General features: G+C 65.2%; 19 protein-coding genes and 1 pseudogene. 13 read left to right on the forward strand and 7 right to left on the reverse strand.

Features of this window, described 5'->3' with window-relative positions; all coding sequences use genetic code 11:
• Positions 1 to 131 precede the first annotated feature (131 nt).
• Positions 132 to 1,052, forward strand: a complete 921-nt coding sequence (locus tag AC3IYG_RS03060) for an alpha/beta hydrolase (protein ID WP_489312249.1) — start codon at positions 132 to 134, stop codon at positions 1,050 to 1,052.
• 42 nt (positions 1,053 to 1,094) lie between these two features.
• Here AC3IYG_RS03060 and AC3IYG_RS03065 read toward each other — a convergent pair whose 3' ends face one another.
• Genes AC3IYG_RS03065 through AC3IYG_RS03075 form a run of 3 tightly spaced genes read right to left on the reverse strand, consistent with a single transcriptional unit; the run spans position 1,095 to position 3,990 of the window.
• Positions 1,095 to 1,550, reverse strand: coding sequence for a DUF2214 family protein (locus tag AC3IYG_RS03065; RefSeq protein WP_489312250.1), 456 nt, complete (start codon positions 1,548 to 1,550; stop codon positions 1,095 to 1,097).
• A gap of 33 nt (positions 1,551 to 1,583) precedes the next feature.
• Positions 1,584 to 2,636: a sensor domain-containing diguanylate cyclase gene (locus AC3IYG_RS03070; RefSeq protein WP_489312251.1), complete on the reverse strand. Its 1,053-nt coding sequence runs from the start codon at positions 2,634 to 2,636 to the stop codon at positions 1,584 to 1,586.
• Positions 2,623 to 3,990 (reverse strand): MATE family efflux transporter, encoded by a 1,368-nt coding sequence (locus tag AC3IYG_RS03075; RefSeq protein ID WP_489312252.1) that lies wholly within the window; start codon positions 3,988 to 3,990, stop codon positions 2,623 to 2,625. Before AC3IYG_RS03075 ends, AC3IYG_RS03070 begins: the two co-directional genes overlap by 14 nt.
• A gap of 180 nt (positions 3,991 to 4,170) precedes the next feature.
• Between AC3IYG_RS03075 and AC3IYG_RS03080 the strand changes: the two genes are divergently transcribed.
• Positions 4,171 to 9,078 (forward strand): alpha-2-macroglobulin family protein, encoded by a 4,908-nt coding sequence (locus AC3IYG_RS03080; protein WP_489312253.1) that lies wholly within the window; start codon positions 4,171 to 4,173, stop codon positions 9,076 to 9,078.
• Positions 9,079 to 9,219: 141 nt separating this feature from the next.
• On the opposite strand, the gene AC3IYG_RS03085 is transcribed toward AC3IYG_RS03080, so the two are convergent.
• Entirely contained in the window at positions 9,220 to 9,873 is a 654-nt protein-coding gene (locus tag AC3IYG_RS03085; RefSeq protein ID WP_489312254.1) for a peroxiredoxin, read from the reverse strand.
• 349 nt (positions 9,874 to 10,222) lie between these two features.
• On the opposite strand from AC3IYG_RS03085, the gene AC3IYG_RS03090 reads away from it, so the two are divergent.
• A complete protein-coding gene (locus AC3IYG_RS03090) occupies positions 10,223 to 10,504 on the forward strand; it encodes a DUF3303 domain-containing protein (protein ID WP_489312255.1) in 282 nt (93 codons plus the stop codon).
• 41 nt (positions 10,505 to 10,545) lie between these two features.
• Complete coding sequence (locus AC3IYG_RS03095) at positions 10,546 to 10,836, forward strand: GYD domain-containing protein (RefSeq protein ID WP_489312256.1); 291 nt, start codon at positions 10,546 to 10,548, stop codon at positions 10,834 to 10,836.
• A gap of 98 nt (positions 10,837 to 10,934) precedes the next feature.
• Here AC3IYG_RS03095 and AC3IYG_RS03100 read toward each other — a convergent pair whose 3' ends face one another.
• A complete protein-coding gene (locus AC3IYG_RS03100) occupies positions 10,935 to 11,228 on the reverse strand; it encodes a hypothetical protein (protein WP_489312257.1) in 294 nt (97 codons plus the stop codon).
• Between the two features lie 251 nt (positions 11,229 to 11,479).
• Here AC3IYG_RS03100 and pbpC point away from each other — a divergent pair, with 251 nt between their 5' ends.
• The 3 genes from pbpC (at position 11,480) to AC3IYG_RS03115 (ending at position 16,734) form a co-directional block, all read left to right on the forward strand.
• The gene (gene pbpC / locus AC3IYG_RS03105; protein WP_489312259.1) at positions 11,480 to 13,774 is read left to right on the forward strand and encodes a peptidoglycan glycosyltransferase PbpC; all 2,295 of its coding nucleotides are present in this window, start codon (positions 11,480 to 11,482) and stop codon (positions 13,772 to 13,774) included.
• 209 nt (positions 13,775 to 13,983) lie between these two features.
• Complete coding sequence (glk, locus tag AC3IYG_RS03110) at positions 13,984 to 14,964, forward strand: glucokinase (RefSeq protein WP_489312260.1); 981 nt, start codon at positions 13,984 to 13,986, stop codon at positions 14,962 to 14,964.
• Complete coding sequence (locus tag AC3IYG_RS03115) at positions 14,965 to 16,734, forward strand: ABC transporter ATP-binding protein/permease (RefSeq protein WP_489312261.1); 1,770 nt, start codon at positions 14,965 to 14,967, stop codon at positions 16,732 to 16,734.
• On the opposite strand, the gene AC3IYG_RS03120 is transcribed toward AC3IYG_RS03115, so the two are convergent.
• Positions 16,731 to 17,858 (reverse strand): glycoside hydrolase family 5 protein, encoded by a 1,128-nt coding sequence (locus AC3IYG_RS03120; RefSeq protein WP_489312262.1) that lies wholly within the window; start codon positions 17,856 to 17,858, stop codon positions 16,731 to 16,733. The two genes, AC3IYG_RS03115 and AC3IYG_RS03120, sit on opposite strands and share 4 nt — an antisense overlap.
• 261 nt (positions 17,859 to 18,119) lie before the next feature.
• Here AC3IYG_RS03120 and AC3IYG_RS03125 point away from each other — a divergent pair, with 261 nt between their 5' ends.
• The 6 genes and pseudogenes from AC3IYG_RS03125 (at position 18,120) to AC3IYG_RS03150 (ending at position 23,903) form a co-directional block, all read left to right on the forward strand.
• Positions 18,120 to 19,265 carry an MlaE family ABC transporter permease gene (locus tag AC3IYG_RS03125; RefSeq protein WP_489312264.1) on the forward strand — a complete coding sequence of 382 codons (1,146 nt, stop codon included), beginning with the start codon at positions 18,120 to 18,122 and terminating at the stop codon, positions 19,263 to 19,265.
• Positions 19,262 to 20,068, forward strand: coding sequence for an ABC transporter ATP-binding protein (locus AC3IYG_RS03130; protein ID WP_489312266.1), 807 nt, complete (start codon positions 19,262 to 19,264; stop codon positions 20,066 to 20,068). Before AC3IYG_RS03125 ends, AC3IYG_RS03130 begins: the two co-directional genes overlap by 4 nt.
• 1 nt (position 20,069) lies before the next feature.
• On the forward strand, positions 20,070 to 21,008 hold the full coding sequence (locus AC3IYG_RS03135; protein ID WP_489312267.1) for an MlaD family protein: 939 nt from the start codon (positions 20,070 to 20,072) through the stop codon (positions 21,006 to 21,008).
• Positions 21,005 to 21,658 carry an ABC-type transport auxiliary lipoprotein family protein gene (locus tag AC3IYG_RS03140; protein ID WP_489312268.1) on the forward strand — a complete coding sequence of 218 codons (654 nt, stop codon included), beginning with the start codon at positions 21,005 to 21,007 and terminating at the stop codon, positions 21,656 to 21,658. The genes AC3IYG_RS03135 and AC3IYG_RS03140 overlap by 4 nt, the downstream gene beginning before the upstream one ends.
• A 358-nt stretch (positions 21,659 to 22,016) precedes the next feature.
• A pseudogene (locus AC3IYG_RS03145) lies at positions 22,017 to 23,039 on the forward strand (cache domain-containing protein); the annotation flags it as partial.
• A gap of 135 nt (positions 23,040 to 23,174) precedes the next feature.
• Positions 23,175 to 23,903 (forward strand): methyl-accepting chemotaxis protein, encoded by a 729-nt coding sequence (locus AC3IYG_RS03150; RefSeq protein WP_489332197.1) that lies wholly within the window; start codon positions 23,175 to 23,177, stop codon positions 23,901 to 23,903.
• A 24-nt stretch (positions 23,904 to 23,927) separates the two neighbouring features.
• Here the strand turns inward: AC3IYG_RS03150 and AC3IYG_RS03155 are convergent, their stop codons facing one another.
• Positions 23,928 to 25,058 carry a GGDEF domain-containing protein gene (locus AC3IYG_RS03155; protein ID WP_489312269.1) on the reverse strand — a complete coding sequence of 377 codons (1,131 nt, stop codon included), beginning with the start codon at positions 25,056 to 25,058 and terminating at the stop codon, positions 23,928 to 23,930.
• Positions 25,059 to 25,100: the final 42 nt, after the last annotated feature.

The following is a 25,100-nucleotide window of genomic DNA, read 5'->3' on the forward strand; positions in this document are numbered from 1 at the left end:
TCGGCTGGGCCCGGAGCGCCCCGGCTTATGCCTGGGCGCTAACCGCCGAGGCCGCGTTGGTTGTAGCTGAAGCGCTGGCCTAACCCGGCCTGCGCCGCCCGATCCTGCTGCGCAGCCAACAAGGAGTCGCCATGCGCGCGCTGGGCAAACCGCTGTTGCTGCCGGCTGTGCTGCTCCTGGCGCTTGGCGCCCTGGTGGCGTGCTCGCCGCTGAGCGTCTTGAATGCGCTGACGCCCAGCGGGGGCTATAGCAAGGTTGTCGACTTGGCTTATGGCCGCGATCCGCGCCAGCGTCTCGACGTCTACACGCCGCGCGATCTGCGGGGGGCTGCGCCGGTGGTGGTGTTCTTCTACGGTGGCAGCTGGAACAGCGGCGCGCGCGCGGAGTATCGGTTCGTCGGCGAGGCGCTGGCATCCAAAGACCTGGTGGCGGTTATCGCCGATTACCGGCTCTACCCGCAGGTGCGCTACCCGGCATTTCTGCAAGACGGTGCCCAGGCATTGGCCTGGATCAACCGTGAAATCAGCGGCTATGGCGGCGATCCCGCACAGTTGTTCGTGATGGGGCACAGCGCCGGCGCCTATAACGCTGCGATGCTCGCCCTTGATCCGCGCCTGCTCGCCGAGGTCGCTCTGCAGCCGAGCGTCATGCGCGGCTGGATCGGCCTGGCCGGGCCCTACGACTTTCTACCGATCAAGAACAAAAGCGTGCAGCCAGTGTTTTTCTATCCGGACTCACCGGTCGATTCGCAGCCGATCAACCACGTCAGCGCCGCTGCGCCACCTGCGCTGTTGCTGGCGGCAGAGGACGACGAACGGGTCAACCCGCAGCGCAATACCGGTGGTCTGGCGAGCAAGCTGCGCGCCGCCGGGGTTCCGGTTCAGGAGCAGTATTTTCCGCGCGTCAGCCATACCAGCCTGGTCGCCACCTTGGCGCTGCCGTTACGGCGGCTGGCACCGGTACTGGATGAGATCGAACGCTTCGTGCGTTCCGATGGCGGGCGCAGGCCCTTGGCGCTGGTCCACGACAGCCACGGCCCGGCTCGGCCATAACCAAGCCCGGTCCCTGCCGGGCTTGCTAAAAAAGTGCAGCGTTTAGCCGATCACCCCATAACCGCGCGCCATCAGGCTGGCCAGCAGCGGCAGAATCAGCAGCAACAGCAGCTCCAGGCGAATGGTCATGAGCGTCAGCGTGGCTTGCCGTGGGCTGACCTGCGGCACCTGGCCGGCCTTTAGCGCATTGCGCCAGTTGAGGAAGGTGAAGGTCGGCAGCACCGACAGCAACCCTACCAGGATGAACAGCCCCAACTTGGCGTGGAACACGCTGTTGTGCAGGTAGTAGGCGGTGCCCTTGCCGTACCAGACCACCCGCGCCGCGCCGGTGACCAGCACCAGGCCGGCGGTCAGACCGTAGGCCATGTCGATGCGGATCAGGCTGCGCGCGCGGGCCAGATCCAGCGGCAGTTTGAACAACAGGTGTTCGAGGGTCAGCAGGGCGAACAGCAGGAAGATCGAGAGGAAGTGCAGGTACGCGGCGATGGCTTGGGCCATGGGAGTTCCTTTCAGGTCGGCGGTCGTCAGTGTTTAGTCGTTCTGGTCTTGTGCTGGGTCGGCGGCGTATTCCACCCGGTCGCGGCCGTTGTTTTTGGCCTGATACATGGCCTGGTCGGCGCGCTCCAGGGTGTCATTCCCCTCTTCATCCGGCCCCGCCAGGGCGCAGCCGATGCTGATGGTCAGGTCGAGTTGTATGCCGTCGGCGCTGATCGGGGTCTTGGCGATGGCGCTGCGGATGCGTTCGGCAATCTGCCGCAGCTCCTGCTGATCGCGGACCTGTGTCAGCACCACGAACTCCTCGCCACCGCTGCGTGTCACCACGTCCTGCGGGCGCACGGCGGCGGCGATGCGCCGAGCGCTTTCCCAAAGCACCTGGTCGCCCGCGCCATGGCCGTAGGTGTCGTTGACCCGCTTGAACCGGTCGAGATCACAGAACAACAGCCCCAGGTGCAGGCCACGTTCTTGTGCCTGGCGCTGCTCGCGGGGCAGAAAGTGGTTGAGGCCGGCACGGTTCCATAGCTGGGTCAGGGGGTCGAGCATGGCTTTGCGCTGTTCGCGGCTCAGGGCGGCGCGGAGCTGTTCCGTCTGCGCGCTGACAGAGCGCAGCTTCAGGTAGCCTTCGACCAGCGTCGCCATGTCTTTCAGGCGGCGGATTTTCTTGTCGCTCAGTCGTTTGGGTTCGGGGTGCAGCAGGCACAGGGTGCCGAGTGCATGGCCGTCCTCGGAAAGCAGGGGTTGGCCGGCATAGAAGCGCAGGAACGGACTGTCGGTCACCACCGGGTTGTCGCGAAAGCGCGGGTCGGCCAGGGCGTCTTCGACGATAAAAGTTCCGCTGCAGAGAATCGCATGGCCGCAGAAAGAAAAGGTGCGCGGTGTTTCCGGTACCTCCAGGCCAAGGCGCGCCTTGAACCACTGGCGGTCGCGGTCGATCAGGCTGACCAGCACGGTTTTCACCTCGAACATCTCGCGCACCACCCGTACCAGAATGTCCAGATAAGGGTCGGCGGGCGTGTCGAGCAGCTCCTGGTTGTCCAACACCTGCTGGCGGAAGACTTCGTTCGCGGGTGACTCAGGGCTGAGCATGCGCAGTTCCTTGGTGGTTAGACGGACCGAACCACAGGTCGTGACGGGTCAGGTGGTAAGCATAGACGCCCAGGCTCAGGCCCCGCAGCAGCATAAAGCACAGAAACGCCAGCCACAGGCCGTGATTACCCAGGCTTTGCAGACCCCAGGCCAGCGGCAGGGCTAAACATACGCTGACCAACATGGCGTTGCGCATCTCCCGCGCCCGGGTGGCGCCAATGAACAGGCCGTCGAGCACATAGCTCCATACCGCCACCAGCGGCAGCAGCGCCAGGTAGGGCAGGTAGACCAGGGCGGTGGCGCGCACCGTGGGAATGTCGCTTTGCAGTTGGACGAACAGCGGGCCGGCGAGCAGGAAGAACAGCGCGAACCCCAGGCTCGCCAATAGCGACCAGCCGCCGGCCACTATCAGGCAGCGGCGCAAGGCGCTGCGGTCGCGGGCGCCAATCGCGTGGCCGCACAATGCTTCCACGGCATGCGCGAGACCATCGAGGGCATGGGCGGTGAGCAGCAGGCCGTTGAGCAACAGGGCATTGGCGGCGACGGTCGCGTCACCCAGGCGGGTGCCCTGCGCGGTGATCAGGAAGAACACCAGCTCCAGCGCCAGGGTGCGAATGAAGATATCGCGGTTCACCGCCAGCAGTGGCCGCCAGTTCAGCCAGCGCCGCAGTGCGGCCCAATCGATCTGGCCGGGATAGGTGAGCAAGGCCTTGCGCGTCAGCAGCAGGCCGAGCAGGGCACCACTCCATTCGGCCAATACCGAGGCGCGGGCGGCGCCGACCACACCCCAGTCGAGGCCAAGGACAAACCACAGCGCCAGCAGCACATTGATCAGGTTGGTGCTCAGCAGGATCGCCAGCGGCGCACGGGCGTTCTGCGTACCGAGAAACCAGCCGACCAGGGCGTAGTTGGCCAGGGCCGCGGGCAGACCGAACAGCCGAGTGGCGAGAAAGTCGCCGGTCAGTTGCTGCAACTGCGCCGAGGGTCGCATCAGGCCCAGGGCAGCGCCGCTCAACGGCACCGCGAGCAGGCCGAGTGATAACGCCAGCCCCAGCGCCAACAGCAGCGCCTGACAGAGCACCTGCCGCAGCGCGCCGCCATCCAGGCGCCCGGCGGCCTGAGCGGCGAAACCGGTGGTGCCCATGCGCAGAAACCCCATGGCCCAGACCAGCAAGGTATACAGGCTGCCGCCGACCGCCACCGCCGCCAGTTGGTAAGCGTGGGGCAGGTGGCCGACCACGGCGCTGTCGACCAACGCCACCAGCGGCACCGAAAGATTCGACAGGATCATCGGCGCGGCCAGCGCCCAAACCTTGCGGTGGGTCGGTGTGTGTTGCCAGGCGTCGCGCAGCATAAGGAGGCTCCTGAGTAGGCCGCATTATAGTGGCGCGCCATTGGCAAACCGCGAAGCCGAAGCCGTTTAAACCCTGCGTGTGAACCGGTTCTTATCCTCCGTCATGGTTTAACCAGCACCGGTAATGTTGCTCGGCTATAGTTTTCGGCCTCTGTTGCCCCCGATATGTCGGAGTACAAAATGCCGAAGAAAGGACTGCTTCTGGCGCTTGTTCTGAGCCTGCTCAGCGCTTGTGATTCCTCGACCCCCGAGCACCCCGTCGCGAGCTCGGTGCCGGCCGGCAGCGAGCAGGCCACGCCGCGACCGGAAGTGGATGTGCCCGCCTTGGCCAAACGCTATGCCGGGCGTGAGTTGACGGTGGTGGACGTCTCGGAAGTTCAGTTGGACGGTGCCAGCGCGCTGTCGGTGAGCTTCGGCATACCGCTCGATCCCGAGCAGAAATTCGCTGACAAGCTGCACCTGGTCGACGGCAAGAGCGGCAAGGTCGACGGCGCCTGGGAGCTTTCCGACAACCTGATGGAATTGCGCCTGCGTCATCTGGAACCGCGGCGCAAACTGGTGCTGACGGTGGATGCCGGCCTGCGTGGGGTGAACGACGCGACCTTGGCCAAGGATTTCATCAGCCGGCTGGAAACCCGCGATCTGCAAGCCAGCATCGGTTTCGCCAGCCGCGGTTCGCTGCTTCCAACCCGTCTGGCCGAAGGTCTGCCGGTGCTGACCCTGAACGTCGACAAGGTCAACGTCGAGTTCTTCCGCATCCAACCACAGGCGCTGCCGGCCTTTCTCAGTCGCTGGGGACGCAGCACCAGCCTGGGCACCTGGGATGCCCGCGAGCTGTTGCCGATGGCGGATCTGGTCTACAGCGGCCGCTTCGACCTGAACCCGGCGCGCAACACCCGCGAAACCTTGTTGTTGCCGATTGCCGGCCTGCAGCCGCTCAAACAGCCCGGGGTGTACCTGGCGGTGATGCGCGGCGCCGGCACTTACACCTATTCGCAGCCCGCCACGCTGTTCAGCCTCAGCGATATCGGCCTGTCGGCGCACCGCTACCGGGAACGTCTGGATGTCTTCACCCAGGCCCTGGACGGTGGCAAGGCGCTGGAGGGGGTCGAGCTGGAGCTGTTGGATGGCGCCGGCCATGTGCTGGTCAGCGGTAAAACCGACGGTGCCGGTCATGCCGAGCTGGCGCTGGCGCCCAAGGCCGAAGTGCTGCTGGCGCACCAAGGCGAACAGACCAGCCTGCTGCAACTCAACGGCGCGGCGCTGGATCTGGCCGAGTTCGATATCGCCGGGCCGCAGGCGCATCCGCTGCAGTTCTTCGTTTTTGGCCCGCGCGATCTGTACCGCCCCGGTGAAACCGTAGCGCTCAACGCCTTGTTGCGCGACGCCGATGGCCGTGCGGTGAAAACCCAGCCGGTCAGCGTCGAAGTGCGCCGCCCGGACGAGCAGGTCAGCCGCAAGTTCGTCTGGGAGGCGGACGCAGCCGGCCTCTATCAATACCAGCTGCAACTGGCGGGCGAAGCACCAACCGGGCGCTGGCAACTGCTGTTCGATCTGGGCGACGGCAAGCCACAACTGTATGAGTTCCTGGTCGAGGACTTCCTGCCCGAACGTTTGGCGCTGGAGCTGCAGGGCCGTGATACGCCGTTCGCCCCGGCGGACAACGCCCGGTTCAGCGTCAACGGCCGCTACCTCTACGGCGCACCGGCGGCGGGCAATCGCCTGAGCGGGCAACTCTACGTACGCCCGCTGCGTGAAGCGGTCGAGGCGCTGCCGGGTTACCAGTTCGGTTCGGTGACGGAAGAGGAGTTGAGCCAGGATCTCGAACTGGAGGAAACCGTCCTCGATGCCGATGGCGAAACCACCCTGGATATCCAGAGCAAGTGGGCCGATGCCAAGTCGCCGCTGAAATTGATCCTCCAGGCCAGCCTGCAGGAGTCCGGCGGCCGGCCGATCACCCGGCGCATCGTCCAGCCGGTCTGGCCGGCCGAGCGCCTGCCAGGGCTGCGCAGCCTGTTCGAGGGTGAAGAGATCGACGCCGATGGGTTGGCCGAATTCGAGCTGCTGGTAGCCGACCCGGCCGGCAACAAGCTGGCCGCCGATGGTCTCAAGGTGCGCTTGATCCGCGAGCGCCGCGACTATTACTGGAACTACTCCGAGAACGACGGCTGGAGTTACCACTACAACGAGAAGTACCTGAACCTCAGCGAAGAGACCCTCAGCGTCAAAGCCGGCAGCACCGCCAAGGTCAGTTTCCCGGTCGAGTGGGGCCCCTATCGCGTCGAGCTCGAAGACCCGCAAACCGGCCTGCTCAGCAGCCTGCGCTTCTGGGCCGGCTACCGCTGGCAAGACAACACCGAAGGCGGCGCCGTGCGCCCCGATCAGGTCAAGCTGGCGCTGGACAAGCCGGCCTATGTCGATGGCGACACGGCCAGGGTCACGGTCACGCCGCCCTCGGCCGGCAAGGGTTATCTGCTGGTCGAGTCGAGCAATGGCCCGCTCTGGTGGGAGGAAATCGAGGTGCCTGCCGAAGGCAAGAGCTTCGACATTCCGATCGCCAAGGAGTGGGCCCGGCATGACCTGTATGTCAGTGCCCTGATCATTCGCCCCGGCGAGCGCAAAGCCAATGTCACGCCCAAGCGCGCGGTCGGCCTGCTGCATCTGCCGCTGGAGCGCGCGCCGCGCAAATTGGCGTTGACCCTCACGGCGCCGGAAAAGATGCGCCCCAAGCAGCCGCTGACGGTCAAGGTGCAGGCCCGCAATGCCGACGGCAGCGTGCCGAAACAGGTGCGCGTGCTGGTGGCGGCGGTGGATGTCGGCATCCTCAATATTACCCAGTACCCGACGCCGGATCCCTTCGCCAGCCTGTTCGGGCGCAAGGCCTACGGCGCCGATCAGCTGGACATCTACGGCCAACTGATCGAGGCCGGCCAAGGCCGTCTGGCCAGCCTGGCGTTCGGTGGCGACGCGGCGCTGGCCAAGGGCGGCAAGCGCCCGGACACCAGCGTCACCATCGTCGCCTTGCAAAGCCAGCCGCTGAACCTGAACGAGCAGGGCGAAGGTGAAGTCAGCCTGGACATCCCCGAGTTCAACGGCGAGCTGCGGCTGATGGCGCAGGCCTGGAGCGACGAGCGCTACGGCATGGCCGAGGGCAAGACTGTAGTCGCCGCGCCGCTGATCGCCGAACTCTCGGCGCCGCGTTTTCTCGCCGGTGGCGATGAAACCACCCTGGCCCTGGACTTGAGCAACCTGACCGACACAACCCAGCAACTGGACGTGCAGCTGAGCGCCGAGGGCCAATTGGGCCTGACGCAAAGCGCCGGCGGGCAAGTGGCGCCGGTGCAATTGAGCAAGGGCCAACGCATCACCCTGCGCATTCCGGTGCGAGCGCTGGGCGGCTACGGGCAGGGGCGTTTCAAGGTCACGGTACAGGGGCTGGAGCTGCCGGGTGAAAGCCTGCCGCCGTTCAGCCGTGAGTGGAACCTGGGCATTCGTCCGGCTTACCCGGCGCTGGTCAAACAGTTCCGTGCGGTGCTCAAGGGCGAAACCTGGAGCCTGCCGGACGGCGTGCTGGAGAGCTTCGAGCCGGCGGGACGGGAGGCGCTGCTGGCCCTCTCGAGCCGCCCGCCACTGAATCTCGGCGAGCAGATTCGCGCGCTCAAGGCCTACCCCTATGGGTGTCTGGAGCAGACCACCAGCGGGCTGTATCCGTCGCTGTATGCCGATGCCGCCAGCCTCGAGCGTCTGGGCCTGACCGGCGAATCGGACGAGCAGCGGCGCCAGTCGATCGGACTGGGCATCGAGCGCCTGCTCGGCATGCAGCGCTATAACGGCAGCTTCGGCCTCTGGGGATCCGACAACGACGAGGAGTATTGGCTGACCGCGTACGTCACCGACTTCCTCCTGCGCGCCCGCGAGCAAGGTTTCGCCGTACCGCCCGAGGCGCTGAAAAAGGCCAGCGAGCGGCTGTTGCGTTACCTGCAGGAGCGCAGCCTGATCGAAGTCAGCTACAGCGAGAACGCCGAGCATACCCGCTTCGCCGTGCAGGCCTATGCCGGTTACGTGTTGGCGCGCAGTCAGCAGGCGCCGCTGGGTGCCTTGCGTACGCTGTTCGAACGGCGCGCCGAGGCCATGTCCGGCTTGCCGTTGGTGCAACTGGCGGTGGCCCTGAAGCAGATGGGCGACCAGCCCCGCGCCGACGATGCCCTGGCGGCGGGCCTGGCCCGTGCGCGCAGCGCCAAAGAGTGGCTGGCGGATTACGGCAGCCCGTTGCGCGACCAGGCGCTGATCCTGGCCCTGCTGGAAGAGAACGACCTGGCGGCCAGCAGTCGCGAGGAACGGTTGTTCGCCCTGGCCGATGAGCTGGCGGCCAATCAGTACTTCTCGACCCAGGAGCGCAACGCGTTGTACCTGGCCGGGCGTGGTTTGCTGATCAAGCCTGAGCGCGATTGGACGGCGCAGCTGAGCATTGAAGGTGTCGTTCGCGAGTTGAGTACGGCCGCGCCGGCGTTGAAGCTGGACGGTGCCGGGCTGGCCGCGCCGCTGACGTTGCGCAACGCGGGCAGCGAGTCGCTCTATCAGCAGCTGAGCATTTCCGGTTACCCGCTGGCCGCGCCGGCGGCCGGTGGCGAGAACCTCAGCATCCGCCGCGAGTACCTGGGCATGGATGGCCAACCGCTGAACCTGGCGGCGCTGGAAAGTGGCGAGCTGGTGCTGGTGCACCTCGCGGTGGAAGCCAAGCAACGGGTGCCCGATGCCCTGGTGGTGGACCTGCTGCCAGCTGGCCTGGAGCTGGAAAACCAGAACCTCGCGCAGAGCGCCGCCAGCCTGGAGGACGCCAGCCGTGCGGTGAAGGAGTGGCAGCGATCGATGCAGAACGCCAACCTGAAACACCAGGAATTTCGTGACGACCGCTATGTCGCCGCCCTGGATGTGGGCGGCTACGGCACCACCCATCTGCTCTACCTGGCTCGCGCCGTGACCCCCGGCCGCTATCGCGTACCGCCACCACAGGTGGAGTCGATGTACCGCCCGAGCTGGCGGGCACTCGGCGAAGCCCCGGCCGCGCTGGTGATCAAGGCGCGCTAGCCCCGCCAGAGCCCAAAGCCCGCCGGGCGATCATCGTGCGGCGGGCTTTTTGGTGGTTCCCACGCAGAGCGTGGGAACGAAGACGCTATCGCGACGGCGTGTCAGTGGCGGCCCTGGGTGCAGAGACGGTTGCCCCCTCTGTTACTTCGGCTGCGCCACCACGCGCAGATAGGGTTTCAGCGTCTTGAAGCCCTGCGGGTATTTCTTCCGGGCATCTTCGTCGGACACCGAGGTGGGGATGATCACATCCTCGCCCGGCCGCCAGTTCACCGGGGTGGCGACCGTATGCTTGGCGTTCAACTGCAACGAGTCGAGCAGGCGCAGGACTTCGTCGAAATTGCGCCCGGCGCTCATCGGGTAGATCAGCATCGCCTTGACCTTCTTGTCCGGACCGATGATGAACACCGAGCGCACCGTGGCGTTGTCCACCGCGGTGCGCGGGCCGCCGCCGGCATTCGGGTGGATCATGTCGTAGAGCTTCGCCACCACCAGGTTATCGTCACCGATCAGCGGATAGTTGACCGCGTGGCCCTGGGTTTCCTCGATGTCGCCGACCCAGGCTCGATGGTCACTGACCGGGTCGATGCTGAGGCCGACGACCTTGGTGTTGCGCCTGTCGAATTCCGGCTTGAGCCCGGCCATGCAACCGAGTTCGGTGGTGCAGACGGGGGTGAAATCCTTCGGGTGAGAAAACAGGATGGCCCATTTGTCGCCGATCCACTCGTGGAAGTGCAGGGGGCCCTCAGTGCTGTCGGCCGTGAAATCCGGTGCTTCGTCGCCAATGCGGATTGCCATTTCGATCTCCTTGCTTGTGGCTGGGGAGTGGCTGTCGTTGCCACGACAGCTGTTTCGATCAGGTTGGGGCATGCGCCTTGAACCTGTCGGGGCAAAAAGTATAGGCGCCCCCATCTGCGCCTGCCGTGGCGGCAGTAGATCAGTGGTCGTGCGGCGGCAGTAGCGGGCTGCTATTCCTTCAGAGGCGGTTGCCGGGCGGATGAATGACTCTAATTCCGCCTGCGCGCAAGTGAGGGGTGGGAGGCGTGGCCGCCGGCGCGGTCAACACGGCCCATGATACGCGGTGCCTGGCCGCGGCACCCGCCAGGCGCGCAAAGCGCAGGTGCCACCCTATAACGGGAGGTCGCAGATGTTATTCATCATCAGTTGGTCCATCAGCCCAGAACATCGTAATGCCGCTATCGAGCGGTTCCTGAAAACTGGCGGTGGCCCGCCCAAGGGCGTGACGATGCTGGGGCGCTGGCATGCAGTGGGCCACATGTCTGGCTTCGGCGTGGCGGAGGCCAGCGATCTGGCTTTGATACAGAAATGGGCGCTCGAATGGAATGACCTGTTCGCCATGGAGGTTTACGCCGCATTAACCGACGAGCAGGTCGCTCCTCTGCTGGCTGCAGCGGTCGCTAAGCGATAGCTCTGTGACAGTCATCTAACAACCTGAACAGGATTGAGATCATGGCTACCTTCATCACGCTGGCGAGTTTCACCGATCAGGGCATCCGCGGCGTCAAGGATTCCCCGGATCGTTTCCAAGCCTTCAAGACGATGGGCGAAGCGCTCGGCCTCACGGTCAAGGCCGCGTACTGGACGGTCGGGAATTACGACATGGTGTTTGTCGTCGAGGGCCCCGAGGACGCTGCAACCTCGTTGCTCTTGAAAGCAGGTTCGCTCGGCAATGTGCGCACGCAAACGCTGCGCGGCTACTCCGAGCAGGAGATGCGGGGCCTCATCGGCAACATGCCTTAGGTTCTGCTCTTTTGGTGTAAGTGGTTCGGCACTGGAACGGCTGTGAGCAATACCGCCCCTCTCTTTTGAGGGGAGGAGCGGTATTGCTCAAAGGATTGTCAGCTGATGATCAGGCTCAGCAACCACAGCCCCAGCAGCAACCAGATGACGCCGACGAAAAACGAGCGGCGAATGAAGGCGCGGCCGGCGTTGAAGATCAGCAGCAGGCCGAGCACCAGCGCGACGATGCTGAGCAGCGAGGGGGTGATGCCCAGCGCGCGCGACAGGCCATGGATGAACTGGCTGCCGGCGTTGCCGATCAGTTGCAGAAAGCCGCTCAGGCCTTCGACGATAAAGCGGATCACGCTGCCAAGTGCTTGGCCGAGCCAATCGAAAAAGCCTTCTACCTGCATGCTGAGTTCCCGAGGGTAAACGGTGTGTGGCGGTCGGTAGCCGGCTACCCGGCTGATGACCTAGGGTAACCGAACCGTGCGCGGCGCACGCGCGCTGAAGCGCGGGCTGACCTTTTCCGCCCGCCCCCTTATGCTGTACGCCGTGCTCCGTCGGACAGCCACCTTTGACGTTCGTTCTCCCGCCTCGTTTGCATCCGTTCGCTACGCGGTTGGCCAGGCTTTGGCCCTGGCTGCGGCGCCCATGGATCGCCGTGCCCCTGCTGTTGGCCGGGCTGCTCTGGTCGGCGGACGGGCTGTTCCCGTTGCAGTTGCCTGGCGATGACCTGGCCCGCGTGGTGCTGGCCGAAGACGGCACGCCGCTGTGGCGTTTTGCCGATGCCGAAGGTGTCTGGCGCTACCCGATCAAGCCCGAGGAGGTTTCGCCCTATTACCTGGAGGCGCTGCTGACCTATGAGGACCGCTGGTTCTACCGCCACCCCGGGGTCAACCCGCTGGCGTTGCTGCGGGCGGCGTGGCAGAACCTCCGCGGTGGACGGGTGCTGTCGGGTGGCAGCACTTTGTCGATGCAGGTCGCGCGGCTGCTCGATCCGCACGCGCGCACCTTCGCCGGCAAATTGCGCCAGCTCTGGCGAACCGCGCAGCTGGAGTGGTACCTGTCGAAAAGCGAGATTCTCACCCTCTACCTCAATCGCGCGCCTTTCGGCGGCACCTTGCAGGGGGTGGCGGCGGCCAGCTGGGCTTACCTCGGCAAGCCGCCGTCGCAACTGACCCGTGGCGAAGCCGCCTTGCTCGCGGTGCTGCCGCAGGCGCCCAGCCGCTTGCGCCCCGACCGTTACCCCGAGCGCGCGCAGGCGGCGCGCGACAAAGTGCTCAAGCGCCTGGCCTGGTTCCAGGTGTGGCCCGAGCTGGCGGTCAAGGAGGCCCTGGAGGAGCCGGTGCTGTTGGCGCCGCGCCAGGAACCACGGCTGGCGCCGCTGTTGGCGCGGCGGCTGAACAAAGCCGACAGCCCGCCCTTGATTCGCACCACCCTGGATGCCGCCTTGCAGCGACGTTTGGAAGACTTGCTGCTCGGCTGGCGCGCCCGCCTGCCGGAGCACACCTCGGCGGCGATTCTGCTGGTCGAGCACCAGAGCATGGCGGTGCGCGCCTACTTGGGCTCGGTGGATATCGGCGACCCGCGCCGTTTCGGCCATGTCGACATGATCGCTGCCCAGCGCTCGCCCGGCTCGACGCTCAAGCCCTTCCTCTACGGCATGGCCCTGGACGCCGGCCTGATCCACTCCGAGTCGTTGTTGCAGGACGTACCGCGCCGCTATGGCGACTACCGGCCCGGCAACTTCTCCAGCGGGTTTACCGGCGCGGTATCGGCCAGCGAAGCGTTGGCCACGTCGCTCAACCTGCCGGCGGTGCAGTTACTCGAAGCCTATGGGCCGAAGCGCTTTGCCGGTGAATTGCGCAGTGCCGGTGTGCCGCTGGCGCTGCCGCCATTGGCTGAGCCGAACCTGGCGCTGATCCTCGGGGGCGCCGGCAGTAGCCTGGAAGAACTGCTCACCGGTTACAGCGCCTTCGCCCGCGCGGGCAAGGCCGCACGGCTGCGCTTTCAGCCCGACGATGGCTTGCGCGAACGGCGCCTGCTGTCGCCTGGCGCGGCCTGGATAGTGCGGCGCATTCTCAGCGGTCAGGCGCGCCCGGACCGTGACCCGCGCGCGCAACTGGTACAGCGCCCGGTGCTGGCCTGGAAGACGGGCACCAGTTACGGCTTTCGCGATGCCTGGGCGATTGGCGTGGGGCCACGCTACCTGATCGGCATCTGGATCGGTCGCCCGGACGGCACCCCGGTGCCCGGCCAATTCGGCCTGGCTTCGGCGGCGCCGTTGTTGTTGCAGGTGCACGATCTGCTGGTCAACCGCGACAGCCAGCGCGGCATCGCGGTGCCGGTGGATGGGGTGCCGCAGAGTATCGGCGTGGCGGCGATCTGTTGGCCACTCGGTCAGCCGCTGGGCAAGGACGACCCCAATTGCCGTCGCCAGCGCTTCGCCTGGACGCTCGACGGCACCACGCCGCCGACCTTGCAGGCCCTGGACCAGCCGTTGGGTTTGGGCCTGTTGCAGAAAATCTGGCTCAACCCACAGGGCCTGCGTGTGGATGCCACGTGTCCCGGCGCCACGGCCCACGAACTAGCGCTCTGGCCGGCGCCACTGGAGCCCTGGCTGCCACGCCGCGAACGGCGTGGCGCGCGCTTGCCGGCGCTGGACCCCGGCTGCCCGGCGCAACTGCCGCCGGCAGCGGCGCCGCTGTCCATCGTCGGGGTGCGCGAGGGCGACAGTCTACGGCGGCCGCTGGCCAGCGCCGAGCCGCTGCGTCTGAAACTCACCGCCCTGGGTGGCAGCGGTCATCGCTGGTGGTTCCTCAACGGCGCGCCGCTGGCCGACAGTGCGGCGGAAACGGCGATCAACCCGCTGCTCGAACGCAGTGGCCGCTATCAGCTCAGCGTGCTCGACGAGGGCGGACAAATCGCACGGGTCGAGTTCAGTGTGCTTGACTGAACCTTAGGGCGTCGCCTTCTGTTGGGTTCAACGTGCGGCAAACACCGTCACCGGCCTGTGTTTGCTTACCCACCATCGCCGTGCCCTGCGGCTGTTGCTGAGTGGCGAAAGACCCTGGCCGCGAAAATAGTTTCGCAGGGTGAACAACACCCTCCCCGGAGTTGGCTGAGCAATCTAGGGTTCTCAGCCTTGAGCAGTAGGGGGTTTTGATGAATTTTCTGGCGGTAGATGTGGGTGGTACGCATGCCCGTTTGTTAGTGGGGGAGCTTTGCGCTGAGGGTTGGCGCAGCGTTCGCCAGGAGCGCTTTCTGTGTCATGAGTACCCTGGGTTGCATGCGTTGCTGGAGGTGTTCCTGGCCGCTGGCGAACGTCCGGCCGTGGCCTGCATTGCCGTCGCCGGGCCGCTTCAGGGGCAACGGGTGAGCATGACCAATCTGCCTTGGCAGCTCGATGCCAGTTTGATCAGCCAGCAGTTCGGCATCCCCACGGTACGGCTGCTGAATGATTTTGCCGCGCAAACCTATGCCCTGGACGCTTTGCCCGCGAGCGATCTGTGCACCTTGCAGCAGGGCCGGCCCGAGCCCGACGGGGTGCGGGCGTTGCTCGGGGCCGGCAGCGGCCTGGGCATGGCCATGCGGGTTCGCTGCGACGGGCACTGGCAGGCCTTGGCCAGTCAGGGCGGGCTGGCCGATTTCGCGCCCGTGGATGCTCAGCAGTGGGCTTTATGCCAGGCGCTGCAGAGTACCTACGGGCGAGCCAGCCAGGAGCTGCTGCTGTCCGGGCATGGGCTGGAGCGCATCTACGGGTTTCTCGGCGGGGCCGGTGTGCAGTTGCGCGAGGATTCGCCGGATACGCGGGCGATCGCCCTCGCGGCGGAGCGCGGGGAGCCGCTGGCCGCGGCGGCGCTGGCGCTGTTTGCACGGCTCTACGGCGCCTGCGCGGGCAATCTGGCACTGCTCAGCCTGGCCCGCGGCGGGATTTATCTGACAGGCGGGATCGCTCCGAAAATCCTCGGCTTTCTGCAAAGCCCGGCGGTTGTCGAAGCCTTCGTGAACAAACCGCCGATGCGCGAGCTGCTGGAGAGCATCCCGTTGCATGTGGTGCTGAACGAGCAGCTGGGTTTGTTCGGCGCGGCCACCTGCGCGGCGCAACTGTGTCAGCCGCCAGCCGCCGCGCGGGGGATCGCGTAAATGGCCGGGCGTGCAGGGTTGCGGCAACCGGCGAGGTTGCCCTGGCAGTTCCTGCGCCTGGTCATGCCGTACTGGAACTCTGCCGAAAAGTGGAAGGTGCGCGGTTTCATCCTGGCACTGCTGCTGCTTACCCTGGCCCAGGTCAGCCTGGTGATCTGGATGAACTACTGGAGCCGCGCGCTCTTCGATGCCCTGGAGGCCAAGTCCTTAAGCCGTCTGTTGTTGCAGATCGGCACCTTCGTGGTGATCCTCCTGCTGACCATGGGCGTTACCGCGCTGCATATGCAGGTCAAGCGTTGGATACAGCTGGACTGGCGTCGGTGGCTGACGGCAAAGGTCCTCGATCAGTGGATGGCGCGCGGGCATCACTACCAGTTGCAGTTGATCGAGGGTGAGCATGACAACCCTGATGGGCGTATCGCTGAAGATATCCGCGTCGCCACCGAAAGCGCGATCGGCCTGGCCCACTCGCTGGTTTATTCGCTGCTGATTTTCGGCAGCTTTGTCGACATCCTGCTGACGGTTACCGGCAGTATCCACTTGCCCGGTACCTCCCTGCTGGTACCGGGTTACATGGTGATCCTGGCGTTTGTTTACGCCGGCGCCGGCACGCTGTTCGGCCTGCTGCTCGGGCGGCCGCTGATCGATTCGACCAACCGCTTGCAAACCGCGGAGGCGGATTTTCGCTTTGGGCTGGCACATTCACGGGAGAGTTCCGAGTCGATTGCGCTGATGCACGGCGAAGGGGTCGAGCGGCAGAACTCGACGGCCTTTTTCAGCGAGCTGGGCCGCCGCTGGTATCGCCAGACCCTCGGCTATATGGGCATCGTGTCGTTTTCTTCGGGCTATGGCGTGCTGTTGCCGGTGTTCCCGATCCTGGTCGTGGCGCCGCAGTACATTGCCGGCAGCATGACCCTGGGGGTGTTGATGCAGTCCGCGCAAGCGTTCCAGCAGTTGACCTCGGCACTCTCCTGGCCGGTCGATAACCTCGCCGAGCTGGCGCGCTGCCGGGCTTCCGCGGAGCGGGTGATGAGCCTCTACTACGACCTGCTGGCGCTCGAAGCGCAGGCCGCCAAGCCGCAAGAACATCGCATCAGCCTGGCGCAGTCGAACCAGGCCGAGCTGGTGCTGCGCGACCTGTGCATCGCCAACCCCGACGGGCAGATTCTGGTCGAGGGGCTCAATGCGGTGATCCAGCCTGGCGAACGGGTGCTGATTGCCGGCGATCCGGCGGTCACCATCAGCCTGTTCAAAGTGCTGGCGGGTTTGTGGCCGTGGGGACATGGCGAGGTTTGGCTGCCGGCGGGGCCGGCGATCAGCTTTTTGCCACAGCGGCCATTTCTGCCGTCTGGCAGCTTGCAGTCGGTGCTGAGTTATCCGCTGCCGACGGAGACCTTCACGGCCGGTGCCATGCTCCACGCCCTGAAATGCGCCGGGGTTGCCTGGCTGGCGCCGCGCCTGGGCGATGTCGATAACTGGGACCGCGTGTTGCCGCTGCGTGCACAGCAACGTCTCGGCATGGCCCGGCTGTTCCTGCAGCAGCCGGCCTGGGTGTTCATCGAGGAGGCGACCAACGCCTTTGATCCCAAGGGCGAGGAATGCATGATGGAGATGCTGCACCGCGAACTGCCCGGCTCGACGCTGCTGACCATCAGTTTTCATACCGGCCTGGAGTCTTTTTACCCGCGCAAGCTGCTGCTCCAGCGCCTGCCGCAAGACAAGTTCCTCACCTGCGGCAGGCCGGTCAGCGTGCTAAGGAACAGGCACTAAGAAAAACGCGCGGGTAACCAGCCACGCTGGACGCATTCGCGAAAGCACCAGGCCGGCGTGGTTTCGGTTTTATAACTCCAGAAGAACCAGCCCAGGTACTTCTCGAAGGTCAGCAACTGGGCGGCGGCATAGCCGCGATAGGCAATGTCCTTCTGGAAGTCGTCCATGCTTTCCAGGGCGTGATTGAACGGCCCTTCTGCCCAGAGCGAAACGACTTTCAGGTCGAGGCCCAGGCTCCACTCGGCGCAATACGCCGGTATTCCCAGCTGCTGGATGAGCGCATCGGCTTCGGCTTTCCACTGGCCGCTGGCCTTGTGCAGGTGGGTGTAGATATCGCTGTCGATGTCGCCGCGCTCAAAGCACTGGTAGCGATGGAGATCAAACACCACGTTGGCGAATTCCGGCGCCTGCATAAAGCCCAGGTACTCCTCGAAGGAGCGGAAGCCGTCATGGAAGACCACGCTGACCCGGTCGGCCTTGCAGTACTGGCGAATGCGCTGGTAGGCGTCGAGGTTGTAACTCTTCAGGTAGTCGGTCGGCACATCCCAGCGCGGCTCGTTGAGAACCTCGATGGCATGCAGGCTGGGCTGGCCGTGGTAGCGCTCGGCCAGGCGCTCCAGCACCTTGAGCGAGTGCTCGCGGTATTGCGCCTGGGTGTGCCATTCGCAGACATCCTTGATCCCGCCGTTATCGAAGCCGTTCTGGCAGCCGGGGGCGGCATGCAGATCCAGGACGACCCGCAGCTGGAATTCCTCCGCCCAGGCGAACGCCCGGTCGAGCACCTCGATCCCGCCCTCGACAAAGGGCTGGCGATTTTCGCCGTAACTGCGGTGATAGGGGTAACCGGCGCCGAATATCCAGTGGCCGAGCGGAATGCGCACGGCATTGATGCCGCGCTCGTGCAACCAGGCAAAGTCCTCGCGGCGGATAAAACTGTTCCAGTGCTGTTGCAGCCTGGCCGTGGCCCGTGTGCCCAGCTCGGCGCACCAGGTGGTTTCATCGACGGCCTGCAAGCCGGCGAACAGGCTGGGGGTCATCCACTTCTCCAGAACCAGCCAGCCGCCAAGATTGACCCCGCGCAACTTCTGGCCGGGGTTGGTGTGGACGGGGATCTGCTGCTGCATGACTACGCTCCTTCAACCCGAAAGGACTGCGGCGAGACGCCGCGACGACCTAAGCATAGTTGGGCCGCCAACACTGACCTCGATAGACGCCAACAGATGTGGAAAAGCCGCAGAAAAGAGCCCGCCGATGCCGGGCACGCCGAGCGGGCCGGGTGCAGTGTGCTTGACTGAGGCTTGTCCGGCCGCGCCGCGAGTTGAAGGTTACATGCGGCAAACAGCGACATATTTTCTGTCGCGCAAACAATAGTAAGCTGCCTGCCTATGACTACAGTGCCGCAAGCGGGCAGTGTCCGCCTGGAAACCTCAACCAGCCCGCCGAGTGTGTTTATCGGCGGGGATTGGACCCTGCCGCATTATTCCGCCCTGGCTCGTGACGTGGCCGAACTGCGCGAGGGTCTCGAAGCCGGAACCCAGGTGGTGCTCGACGACCTGGGCGCGCTGGATACCGCTGGCGCGTCATTGCTGGCCGATTTGCTCGGCGCCGAGCGCCTGACCCAGCTGGCGAGCACAGCGCCGGGGCTGCTGGCGGCGCGGCGGGCATTGTTGCAAACGGTTGGCGGCGCCCTGACGCAATACTGCCAAGCGGAAAAACCCGAGCCGCGCGCGGGCCTGGTCGAATTGCTGGCCCACATCGGCCAGGCGGTCGAGGCGAACTGGCGGCAGATCACCGTGTTGCTGGCCTTTATCGGCCTGACCCTGGAAACCCTGGCGCGGGGCCTGTTCCGGCCGCGCAGTTGGCGGGTGACCTCGCTGGTCGCGAACATCGAACAAACCGGCTTGGACGCGGTGCCCATCGTCGCGCTGCTGACGTTCATGGTCGGTGCGGTGGTGGCCTTTCTCGGGGCCACGGTGCTGGCCAATTTCGGCGCCACCATCTACACCGTCGACCTGGTGGCGTTCGCCTTCTTGCGCGAGTTCGGCGTATTGCTGACCGCCATCCTCATGGCCGGTCGCACCGCCAGCGCCTTTACCGCGCAGATCGGCTCGATGAAAGCCAATGAAGAGATCGATGCGATCCGCACCCTGGGGTTGAATCCCATCGAGTTGCTGGTGCTGCCACGGGTGCTGGCGCTGTTGGTGAGCCTGCCGATTCTGACGTTTCTGGCCATGCTGTCCGGGATTCTCGGCGGTGGCATGGTGTGCTTGTTGGTGCTGGATATTTCCCCGACGATGTTCTTGTCGATCCTGCAAACCGATATCGAGGTGCGGCATCTGCTGGTCGGTTTATCCAAGGCGCCGGTATTCGCATTTTTGATTGCCGTGGTCGGCTGCCTGGAGGGCTTCAAGGTCAGCGGCAGTGCCAAGTCGGTGGGTGACCACACCACCTCCAGCGTGGTGCAGTCGATTTTCGTGGTGATCCTGCTGGACGCCGTCGCAGCGCTGTTCTTCATGGAGATGGGCTGGTGACGAGCGAACGGCAAAGCAGCTGCGAGGCGATCATTCAGGTGCGCGACCTGAGCAATATCTTCGGCACCCAGGTGGTGCATCAGCACCTCGATCTGGACATCATGCGCGGCGAGATATTGGGTGTGGTCGGTGGCTCCGGTACCGGCAAATCGGTGTTGTTGCGCGCGATTGTCGGCTTGCAGCGCCCAAACTCCGGCAGCGTGCAGGTCTTCGGCGAACACCTGCTGAGCCTCTCGCCCGAGCGCCGTTCGCAGCTGGAACGGCGGTTCGGTGTGTTGTTTCAGGCCGGCGCGCTGTTTTCCTCACTGACCGTGCTGGAGAACATCGCCTTGCCGCTGATCGAGCATGCCGGCCTCAGCCGCGCCGACGCCGAGCAGCTGGCCGGGGTCAAGCTGGCACTGGCGGGCTTGCCGTCCACTGCGGCGCATAAATATCCCGACTCGCTCTCCGGTGGCATGGTCAAACGTGCCGCGCTGGCGCGCGCCTTGGCGCTGGACCCGGAAATCGTGTTTCTCGATGAACCCACTGCGGGCCTCGACCCGATCAGCGCGGCGGCGTTCGATCAATTGATCCTGACCCTGCGCGATGCACTGGGCCTCACGGTTTTTCTCGTCACCCATGACCTCGATACGCTGTACACCATCTGCGACCGCGTTGCGGTGCTGTCGCAGAAACGCGTGCTGGTGGTGGGCGATCTGCCAACCGTCGCCGCCACTGACGATGCCTGGGTGCACGATTACTTTCACGGCCCGCGCGGCCGAGCGGCGCAGCAGGCTGGCGCACGCCTGACGGAGACTTCTTGATATGGAAACCCGAGCCCATCATGTATTGATCGGCCTGTTCACCGTGCTGGTGGTGGCCGCCGCGCTGTTGTTCGGCCTGTGGCTGACCAAGTCCAGCGCGGACCGCGAGTTCGCCCTCTATGACATCGTGTTCAACGAGGCCGTGACCGGTCTGTCGAAGGGCAGTGCGGTGCAGTACAGCGGGATCAAGGTCGGCGATGTGATCCAGCTCAAGCTCGACCCCAAGGACCCGCGCAAGGTGCGGGCGCGAGTGCGCCTGGCCAGCGATACGCCGATCAAGCAGAACACCCGGGCGAAGCTGGCGCTGGTCGGTATCACTGGCGGTGCCTTCATCCAATTGCACAGCGGCTCGCCCGACAGTCCGCTGCTGGAAAGCAAAAGTGGCAAGGTGCCGGTGATCGTCGCCGACCGTTCGCCGATCACCGCGCTGCTGGCCAACGGCGAAGACTTGCTGACCAACATCAACAAATTCGTCGACAGTGCCAACCGTATGCTCTCGTCGGAGAACGCCGAGCGCATCAGCCGGACCCTGGAGCATCTGGAGCAGGCCACCGGCGTGGTCGCCGAGCAGCGCAACGATATTCGCGAGCTGGTGCAGCAATTGGCCAGCGCCAGCAAGCAGGCCAACGCGACCCTGGAGCAGAGCGCGCAATTGATGCGTTCCGCCAATGGCCTGCTGGATAAGCAGGGCAAGAGCGCGCTCGACAGTGCGCAGCAGGCCATGGGCGCTCTGGATCGGGCCAGTGGCAACATCGAACGCCTGCTGAATGACAACCGCGACTCGCTCGACTCGAGCGTGCAGGGCCTGAGCGAGATAGGCCCGGCGGTCAATGAGTTGCGGGAAACCCTCAGCGGCCTGCGCACGATCACGCGCAGGCTGGAAGAAAACCCGACGGGATACCTGCTCGGCGGCGACAAGACCAAGGAGTTCGAGCCATGAGGCCATCCCTGTTGCAGCGTGGCTTGCCCTATCGACTGCGGGCGTTGGCCGCGGGGGCGCTGCTGGGCCTGCTGTCGGGTTGCTCGTTATTGCCACAGAGCGAGCCGAGCGATGTCTACCTGTTGCCCGCCGGGACCAGCCGGCAGGCCGGCACGGGCGCCGCGGTCGATTGGTCGTTGCGCATCGCCAAGCCGCAGGCCAGCCAGGTGCTGGACAGCCCGCGGATTGCGGTGCTGCCCCAGGGCAGCCGGATCAGCAGCTACAAGGGCGCGCGCTGGGGCGACAGCGGCCCGCTGCTGTTGCGCGACCGGCTGCTGGAAACCTTCCAGGCCGATGGCCGAATTGCCGCGCTCAGCAGTGACGACACGCGCCTGCAGGCCGATCTGGAACTGGTCAGCGACCTGCGGGCGTTTCAGAGCGAATACCGGGCCGGCAAGCCCGAGGTGGTGATCCGCCTGGACGCGCGCCTGGTACAAGGCGCCAGCCGCAAAATCGTGGCGATGCAACGCTTCGAGGTGCGACAGGCATCCAGCAGCGTGCAGGTGGCGGATGTGGTCACGGCTTTCGGCCAGGCCAGCGATGCGCTCGCCGCGCAACTCTTGAACTGGGCCCTGCAACACGGCCAGTCGCCGGCGCAGAAGCAGCGTTGAGAGTACCCAGGCAAGCACCAGCAGCAGCCGCCTCGTAGGTTGGCGCTGAGCGCAGCGAAGCCCAACAAGGTCGCACCGGCCTTCCAGCCTCGCGGTTCGCTGATCGGCGACACGTCAGGCGCTGTCTGCGGTCTCGCCGACCCGGACGCTGCGCTTGCGGGTGCGCTATCAATTTTTTTGTACACAATAAAAATTATCGCTAAAGCCCACATGTCCGTTGGTCGATAGCCTCTCTGTGGTGGTCACAAAAAAGAAATTCAGTCACTTCTTTGTATACAATCCGCGCGTCTCCTCTCCCGAACAGGTAATCCCCATGCGCCTCTGGCAACGCAGTATTCAGTGGCAGTTGATCCTCAGCATGGGCGCGGCGTTGCTCGCCAGCATCCTGATCGTGGTCGGCATCTATGCGGCGGTGGTCAACCGCCTGGCCGAGCGGGCACTGGTCGAGCAGGCGTTGCCGGCCAGCGTGGCGGCGATCGGCAATGACCTTGAGCGGATTCTCACCGAGCCGCTGACCGCCGCTCGTGGCATCGCCGAAAACAGCATGGTCCAGGAGTGGCTGGCCGGCGGTGAAGACCCGGCGCAGCAGGAGGCCTTCCTGCGTTACCTGAAAAGTGTGCAGGGTCAGCAGCAGGCGCTGACCACCTTTATCGTCGCGCTGGACAGCGGCCATTACTTCACCGAGAAAAAACTCGACCGCACCCTGAGTCGCGGGCCGGCGGAAAATACCTGGTTCTATGGCTTCGTCGATGGCGCTGAAGCGCGGGCGGTGCAGATCGATACGGATAAGTCCACCGGCATGCCGACCCTGTTCATCAATCAGCGCATCAGTGCTGGCGGCAAGGTGCTGGGGCTCGCCGGGCTGGGCTTCAGCCTGGACGCCATGTCACAACTGATCCGCAATTTCCGCTTCGGTGAGAGCGGCCGGATCTTTCTGATCAGCGCCGATGGCCGGGTCAAGATTCACCCGCAGTCGGAGTTCAACGACAGGCGTGAGCTGGGCGATGTGCTGGGTGCCGACGCGGCCCGCGAATTACTCGCCGGCAAGGGGCAGGCGGTGCGCTTCGAGCGTGGTGGCGAGGCGTATCTGGCCTTGGCCAAACCCTTGAAGAGCCTCGGCTGGTTGCTGGTGAGCGAGGTGCCGGAGGCGGAAATCTACGCCGACGCCCGCCAGGCGCTGCTGACCAGCAGCCTGATCGGCCTGCTGGTGGCGTTGTTCTCGCTTGGCCTGGTGGTGCTGTTGGCCCGTGGTTTGGTGCGCCCGATTCGCCAGGTCACCGACGCGCTGGTGGAAATCGGTGGCGGCGGTGGCGATTTGACCCGGCGCCTGGACGAGTCGCGCGCCGATGAGCTGGGTGACCTGGCGCGCGGCTTCAACCGCTTCGTCGGCAGCCAGCGGGAGCTGATCAGCGCCGTGCTGACCACCAGCGAGCAACTGCGTACGGCGGTCGGCCAGGTGGCGCAGGTGGTGGAAAACACCGCCGGGCGTGCCGGCCAGCAGCAGGACATGACCGATATGGTGGCCACCGCCGTGCATGAGATGGGCCTGACCGTGCAAGAGATCGCACGCAACGCCAGCAGCGCGGCGAACACCTCGCAAAGTGCCCGCGACGAGGCGGTGCAGGCCCGTCAGGTGGTGGGCAGTTCCATCGCCCATATCGAGACGATGTCCGGCGATATCGGCCACGCGGCGAGTGCGGTTGGCGAATTGGCCAACGAGGTGGCATCGATCGATCAGGTGCTTGCCGTGATTCGCGGAATTTCCGAGCAGACCAACCTGCTCGCCCTCAATGCGGCGATCGAGGCGGCTCGGGCCGGTGAGATGGGCCGTGGTTTTGCCGTGGTCGCCGATGAGGTGCGTAGCCTGGCCGGTCGGACCCAGGCCTCCACTGGCGAGATCCAGCAGATGATCCAGCGGCTGAAAGCCGGCGCGCAAACAGCGGTCAACTCCATGCACGCCGGGCAGTCCGCGACGGGTACGGGGGTCGAGGCCAGCCAGCGTACGGGTGAGTCGCTGGGCTCGATCACCCGACAGATCGAAAAAATCAGCGACATGAATACGCAAGTGGCGGCGGCGACTGAAGAGCAGTCCACTGTGACCGAAGAGATCAACCGCAACGTGCAGGGGATCGCCGACCTGGCTCACGCCACCGCCGGCGAGGTGCAACTGTGCCGCAAGGATTGCCTGACGCTGCGCGGCTTGGCCGATGACTTGGCCGCGCAGATGCGCAGTTTCCGCTTGTAGGCGCAGTGCCCCCAGCGGGGGCGATCAGTTCACGGCCGCCAGTACCAGACGGTCGCGGCCGCTGCTCTTGGCCTGGTAGAGGGCGCTGTCGACCCGTTTGAAGAAGGCCTCGGCGTCGCTGTCCAGATCGGGGTCGTAGCCGCCCACGCCCAGGCTGGCGGTCAGCGGCAAGTGCTGGCCCTGCAGGTCGATGCCGTTCTGCGCCAGTTCCCGGCGAAAGTGTTCGGCCAGTTCCTGGGCATGGTCCAGGGGGGTATTGGGCATCAGGACGCCAAACTCCTCGCCGCCCAGGCGCAGCAGCGCGTCGCTGTCGCGGCGGAACACCTCACGCATGCGCAGGGCAAAAGCACTCAGGCAGGCATCGCCGCTGGCGTGGCCGTGCTCGTCGTTGACGCGCTTGAAGAAGTCGATATCCAGCAGCACCAGCGACAAGGGCTGGCCATCGCGCCGGGCGTTGGCCACCAGCAACTGGAACAGGCTGTTGAACTGGTAGCGATTACCCAGCTGGGTCAGGCTGTCCGTACGGCTCAACTGATCCAGTCGCTCCTGTTGCTCCAGCAGGCGCAGCTCCAGTTCCAGGGTGTTGCGGTATTCGCGATGGCTGCGGTTGAGAGCCAGCAGCAGGTAGCTGAGGTAGAACAGCAGCGTGATCAGGATGGTGCGTTGCGCCGCCCAGTCCAGCGCCAGAACCGCCAGCCCCGGCACGTAGAGCAGCAGGATGGCCACCAGCGCCCGTTGTTTGCGCATGGCGAAGTTGAAGGTCATCGCCGTGCTGAAGGCGATGGTGCTGAGGGTGGCGATCAGTTCCGAGGCATTGAGCGCCGGGTTGTACAGGGCCCAGGCGTGGGTTTGCCCCCAGCACAACGCGGTGAGCAGCACCAAGGCCCAGTGCCAGTCGAGCCAGGCTTGTAGGTGTTGTGGGGTTTGCAGCAGTGGTGGGCGGTGCAGCACGCGCAGGGCCAGCAGGGTGGTGAACACTGCGGCGCCAAGCAGGCCGCTGAGCAATTGGCTGCCGGGCGTGTCGCTGAACAGCCAGGTGAGCAACCAGGCCAACAGATAATAGACACCGCCCAGACGCGTGCGTATGCGCGTGTCCTGGACTTCGCGCCACAGCGCGAATGCAGTGGGGTGGCGGGGTAATTCGGTGTCGGTCATAGGTTGTGATCACAAAGACAGCTGGCTCCTGCATAGTGCTCT

It is taken from the genome of Pseudomonas sp. KH_027 (assembly GCF_057838565.1).

Bases quoted from the DNA above. Each gene is read 5' to 3' on its own strand.
- AC3IYG_RS03075 (WP_489312252.1), bottom strand. From the start codon at position 3,990: ATGCTGCGCGACGCCTGGCAACACACACCGACCCACCGCAAGGTTTGG.
- AC3IYG_RS03150 (WP_489332197.1), top strand. From the start codon at position 23,175: ATGGTGGCCACCGCCGTGCATGAGATGGGCCTGACCGTGCAAGAGATC.
- AC3IYG_RS03140 (WP_489312268.1), top strand. From the start codon at position 21,005: ATGAGGCCATCCCTGTTGCAGCGTGGCTTGCCCTATCGACTGCGGGCG.
- AC3IYG_RS03155 (WP_489312269.1), bottom strand. From the start codon at position 25,058: ATGACCGACACCGAATTACCCCGCCACCCCACTGCATTCGCGCTGTGG.
- AC3IYG_RS03090 (WP_489312255.1), top strand. From the start codon at position 10,223: ATGTTATTCATCATCAGTTGGTCCATCAGCCCAGAACATCGTAATGCC.
- AC3IYG_RS03120 (WP_489312262.1), bottom strand. From the start codon at position 17,858: ATGCAGCAGCAGATCCCCGTCCACACCAACCCCGGCCAGAAGTTGCGC.
- AC3IYG_RS03085 (WP_489312254.1), bottom strand. From the start codon at position 9,873: ATGGCAATCCGCATTGGCGACGAAGCACCGGATTTCACGGCCGACAGC.
- glk (WP_489312260.1), top strand. From the start codon at position 13,984: ATGAATTTTCTGGCGGTAGATGTGGGTGGTACGCATGCCCGTTTGTTA.
- AC3IYG_RS03115 (WP_489312261.1), top strand. From the start codon at position 14,965: ATGGCCGGGCGTGCAGGGTTGCGGCAACCGGCGAGGTTGCCCTGGCAG.
- AC3IYG_RS03060 (WP_489312249.1), top strand. From the start codon at position 132: ATGCGCGCGCTGGGCAAACCGCTGTTGCTGCCGGCTGTGCTGCTCCTG.
- AC3IYG_RS03070 (WP_489312251.1), bottom strand. From the start codon at position 2,636: ATGCTCAGCCCTGAGTCACCCGCGAACGAAGTCTTCCGCCAGCAGGTG.
- AC3IYG_RS03125 (WP_489312264.1), top strand. From the start codon at position 18,120: ATGACTACAGTGCCGCAAGCGGGCAGTGTCCGCCTGGAAACCTCAACC.
- AC3IYG_RS03080 (WP_489312253.1), top strand. From the start codon at position 4,171: ATGCCGAAGAAAGGACTGCTTCTGGCGCTTGTTCTGAGCCTGCTCAGC.
- AC3IYG_RS03065 (WP_489312250.1), bottom strand. From the start codon at position 1,550: ATGGCCCAAGCCATCGCCGCGTACCTGCACTTCCTCTCGATCTTCCTG.
- AC3IYG_RS03135 (WP_489312267.1), top strand. From the start codon at position 20,070: ATGGAAACCCGAGCCCATCATGTATTGATCGGCCTGTTCACCGTGCTG.
- AC3IYG_RS03100 (WP_489312257.1), bottom strand. From the start codon at position 11,228: ATGCAGGTAGAAGGCTTTTTCGATTGGCTCGGCCAAGCACTTGGCAGC.
- AC3IYG_RS03095 (WP_489312256.1), top strand. From the start codon at position 10,546: ATGGCTACCTTCATCACGCTGGCGAGTTTCACCGATCAGGGCATCCGC.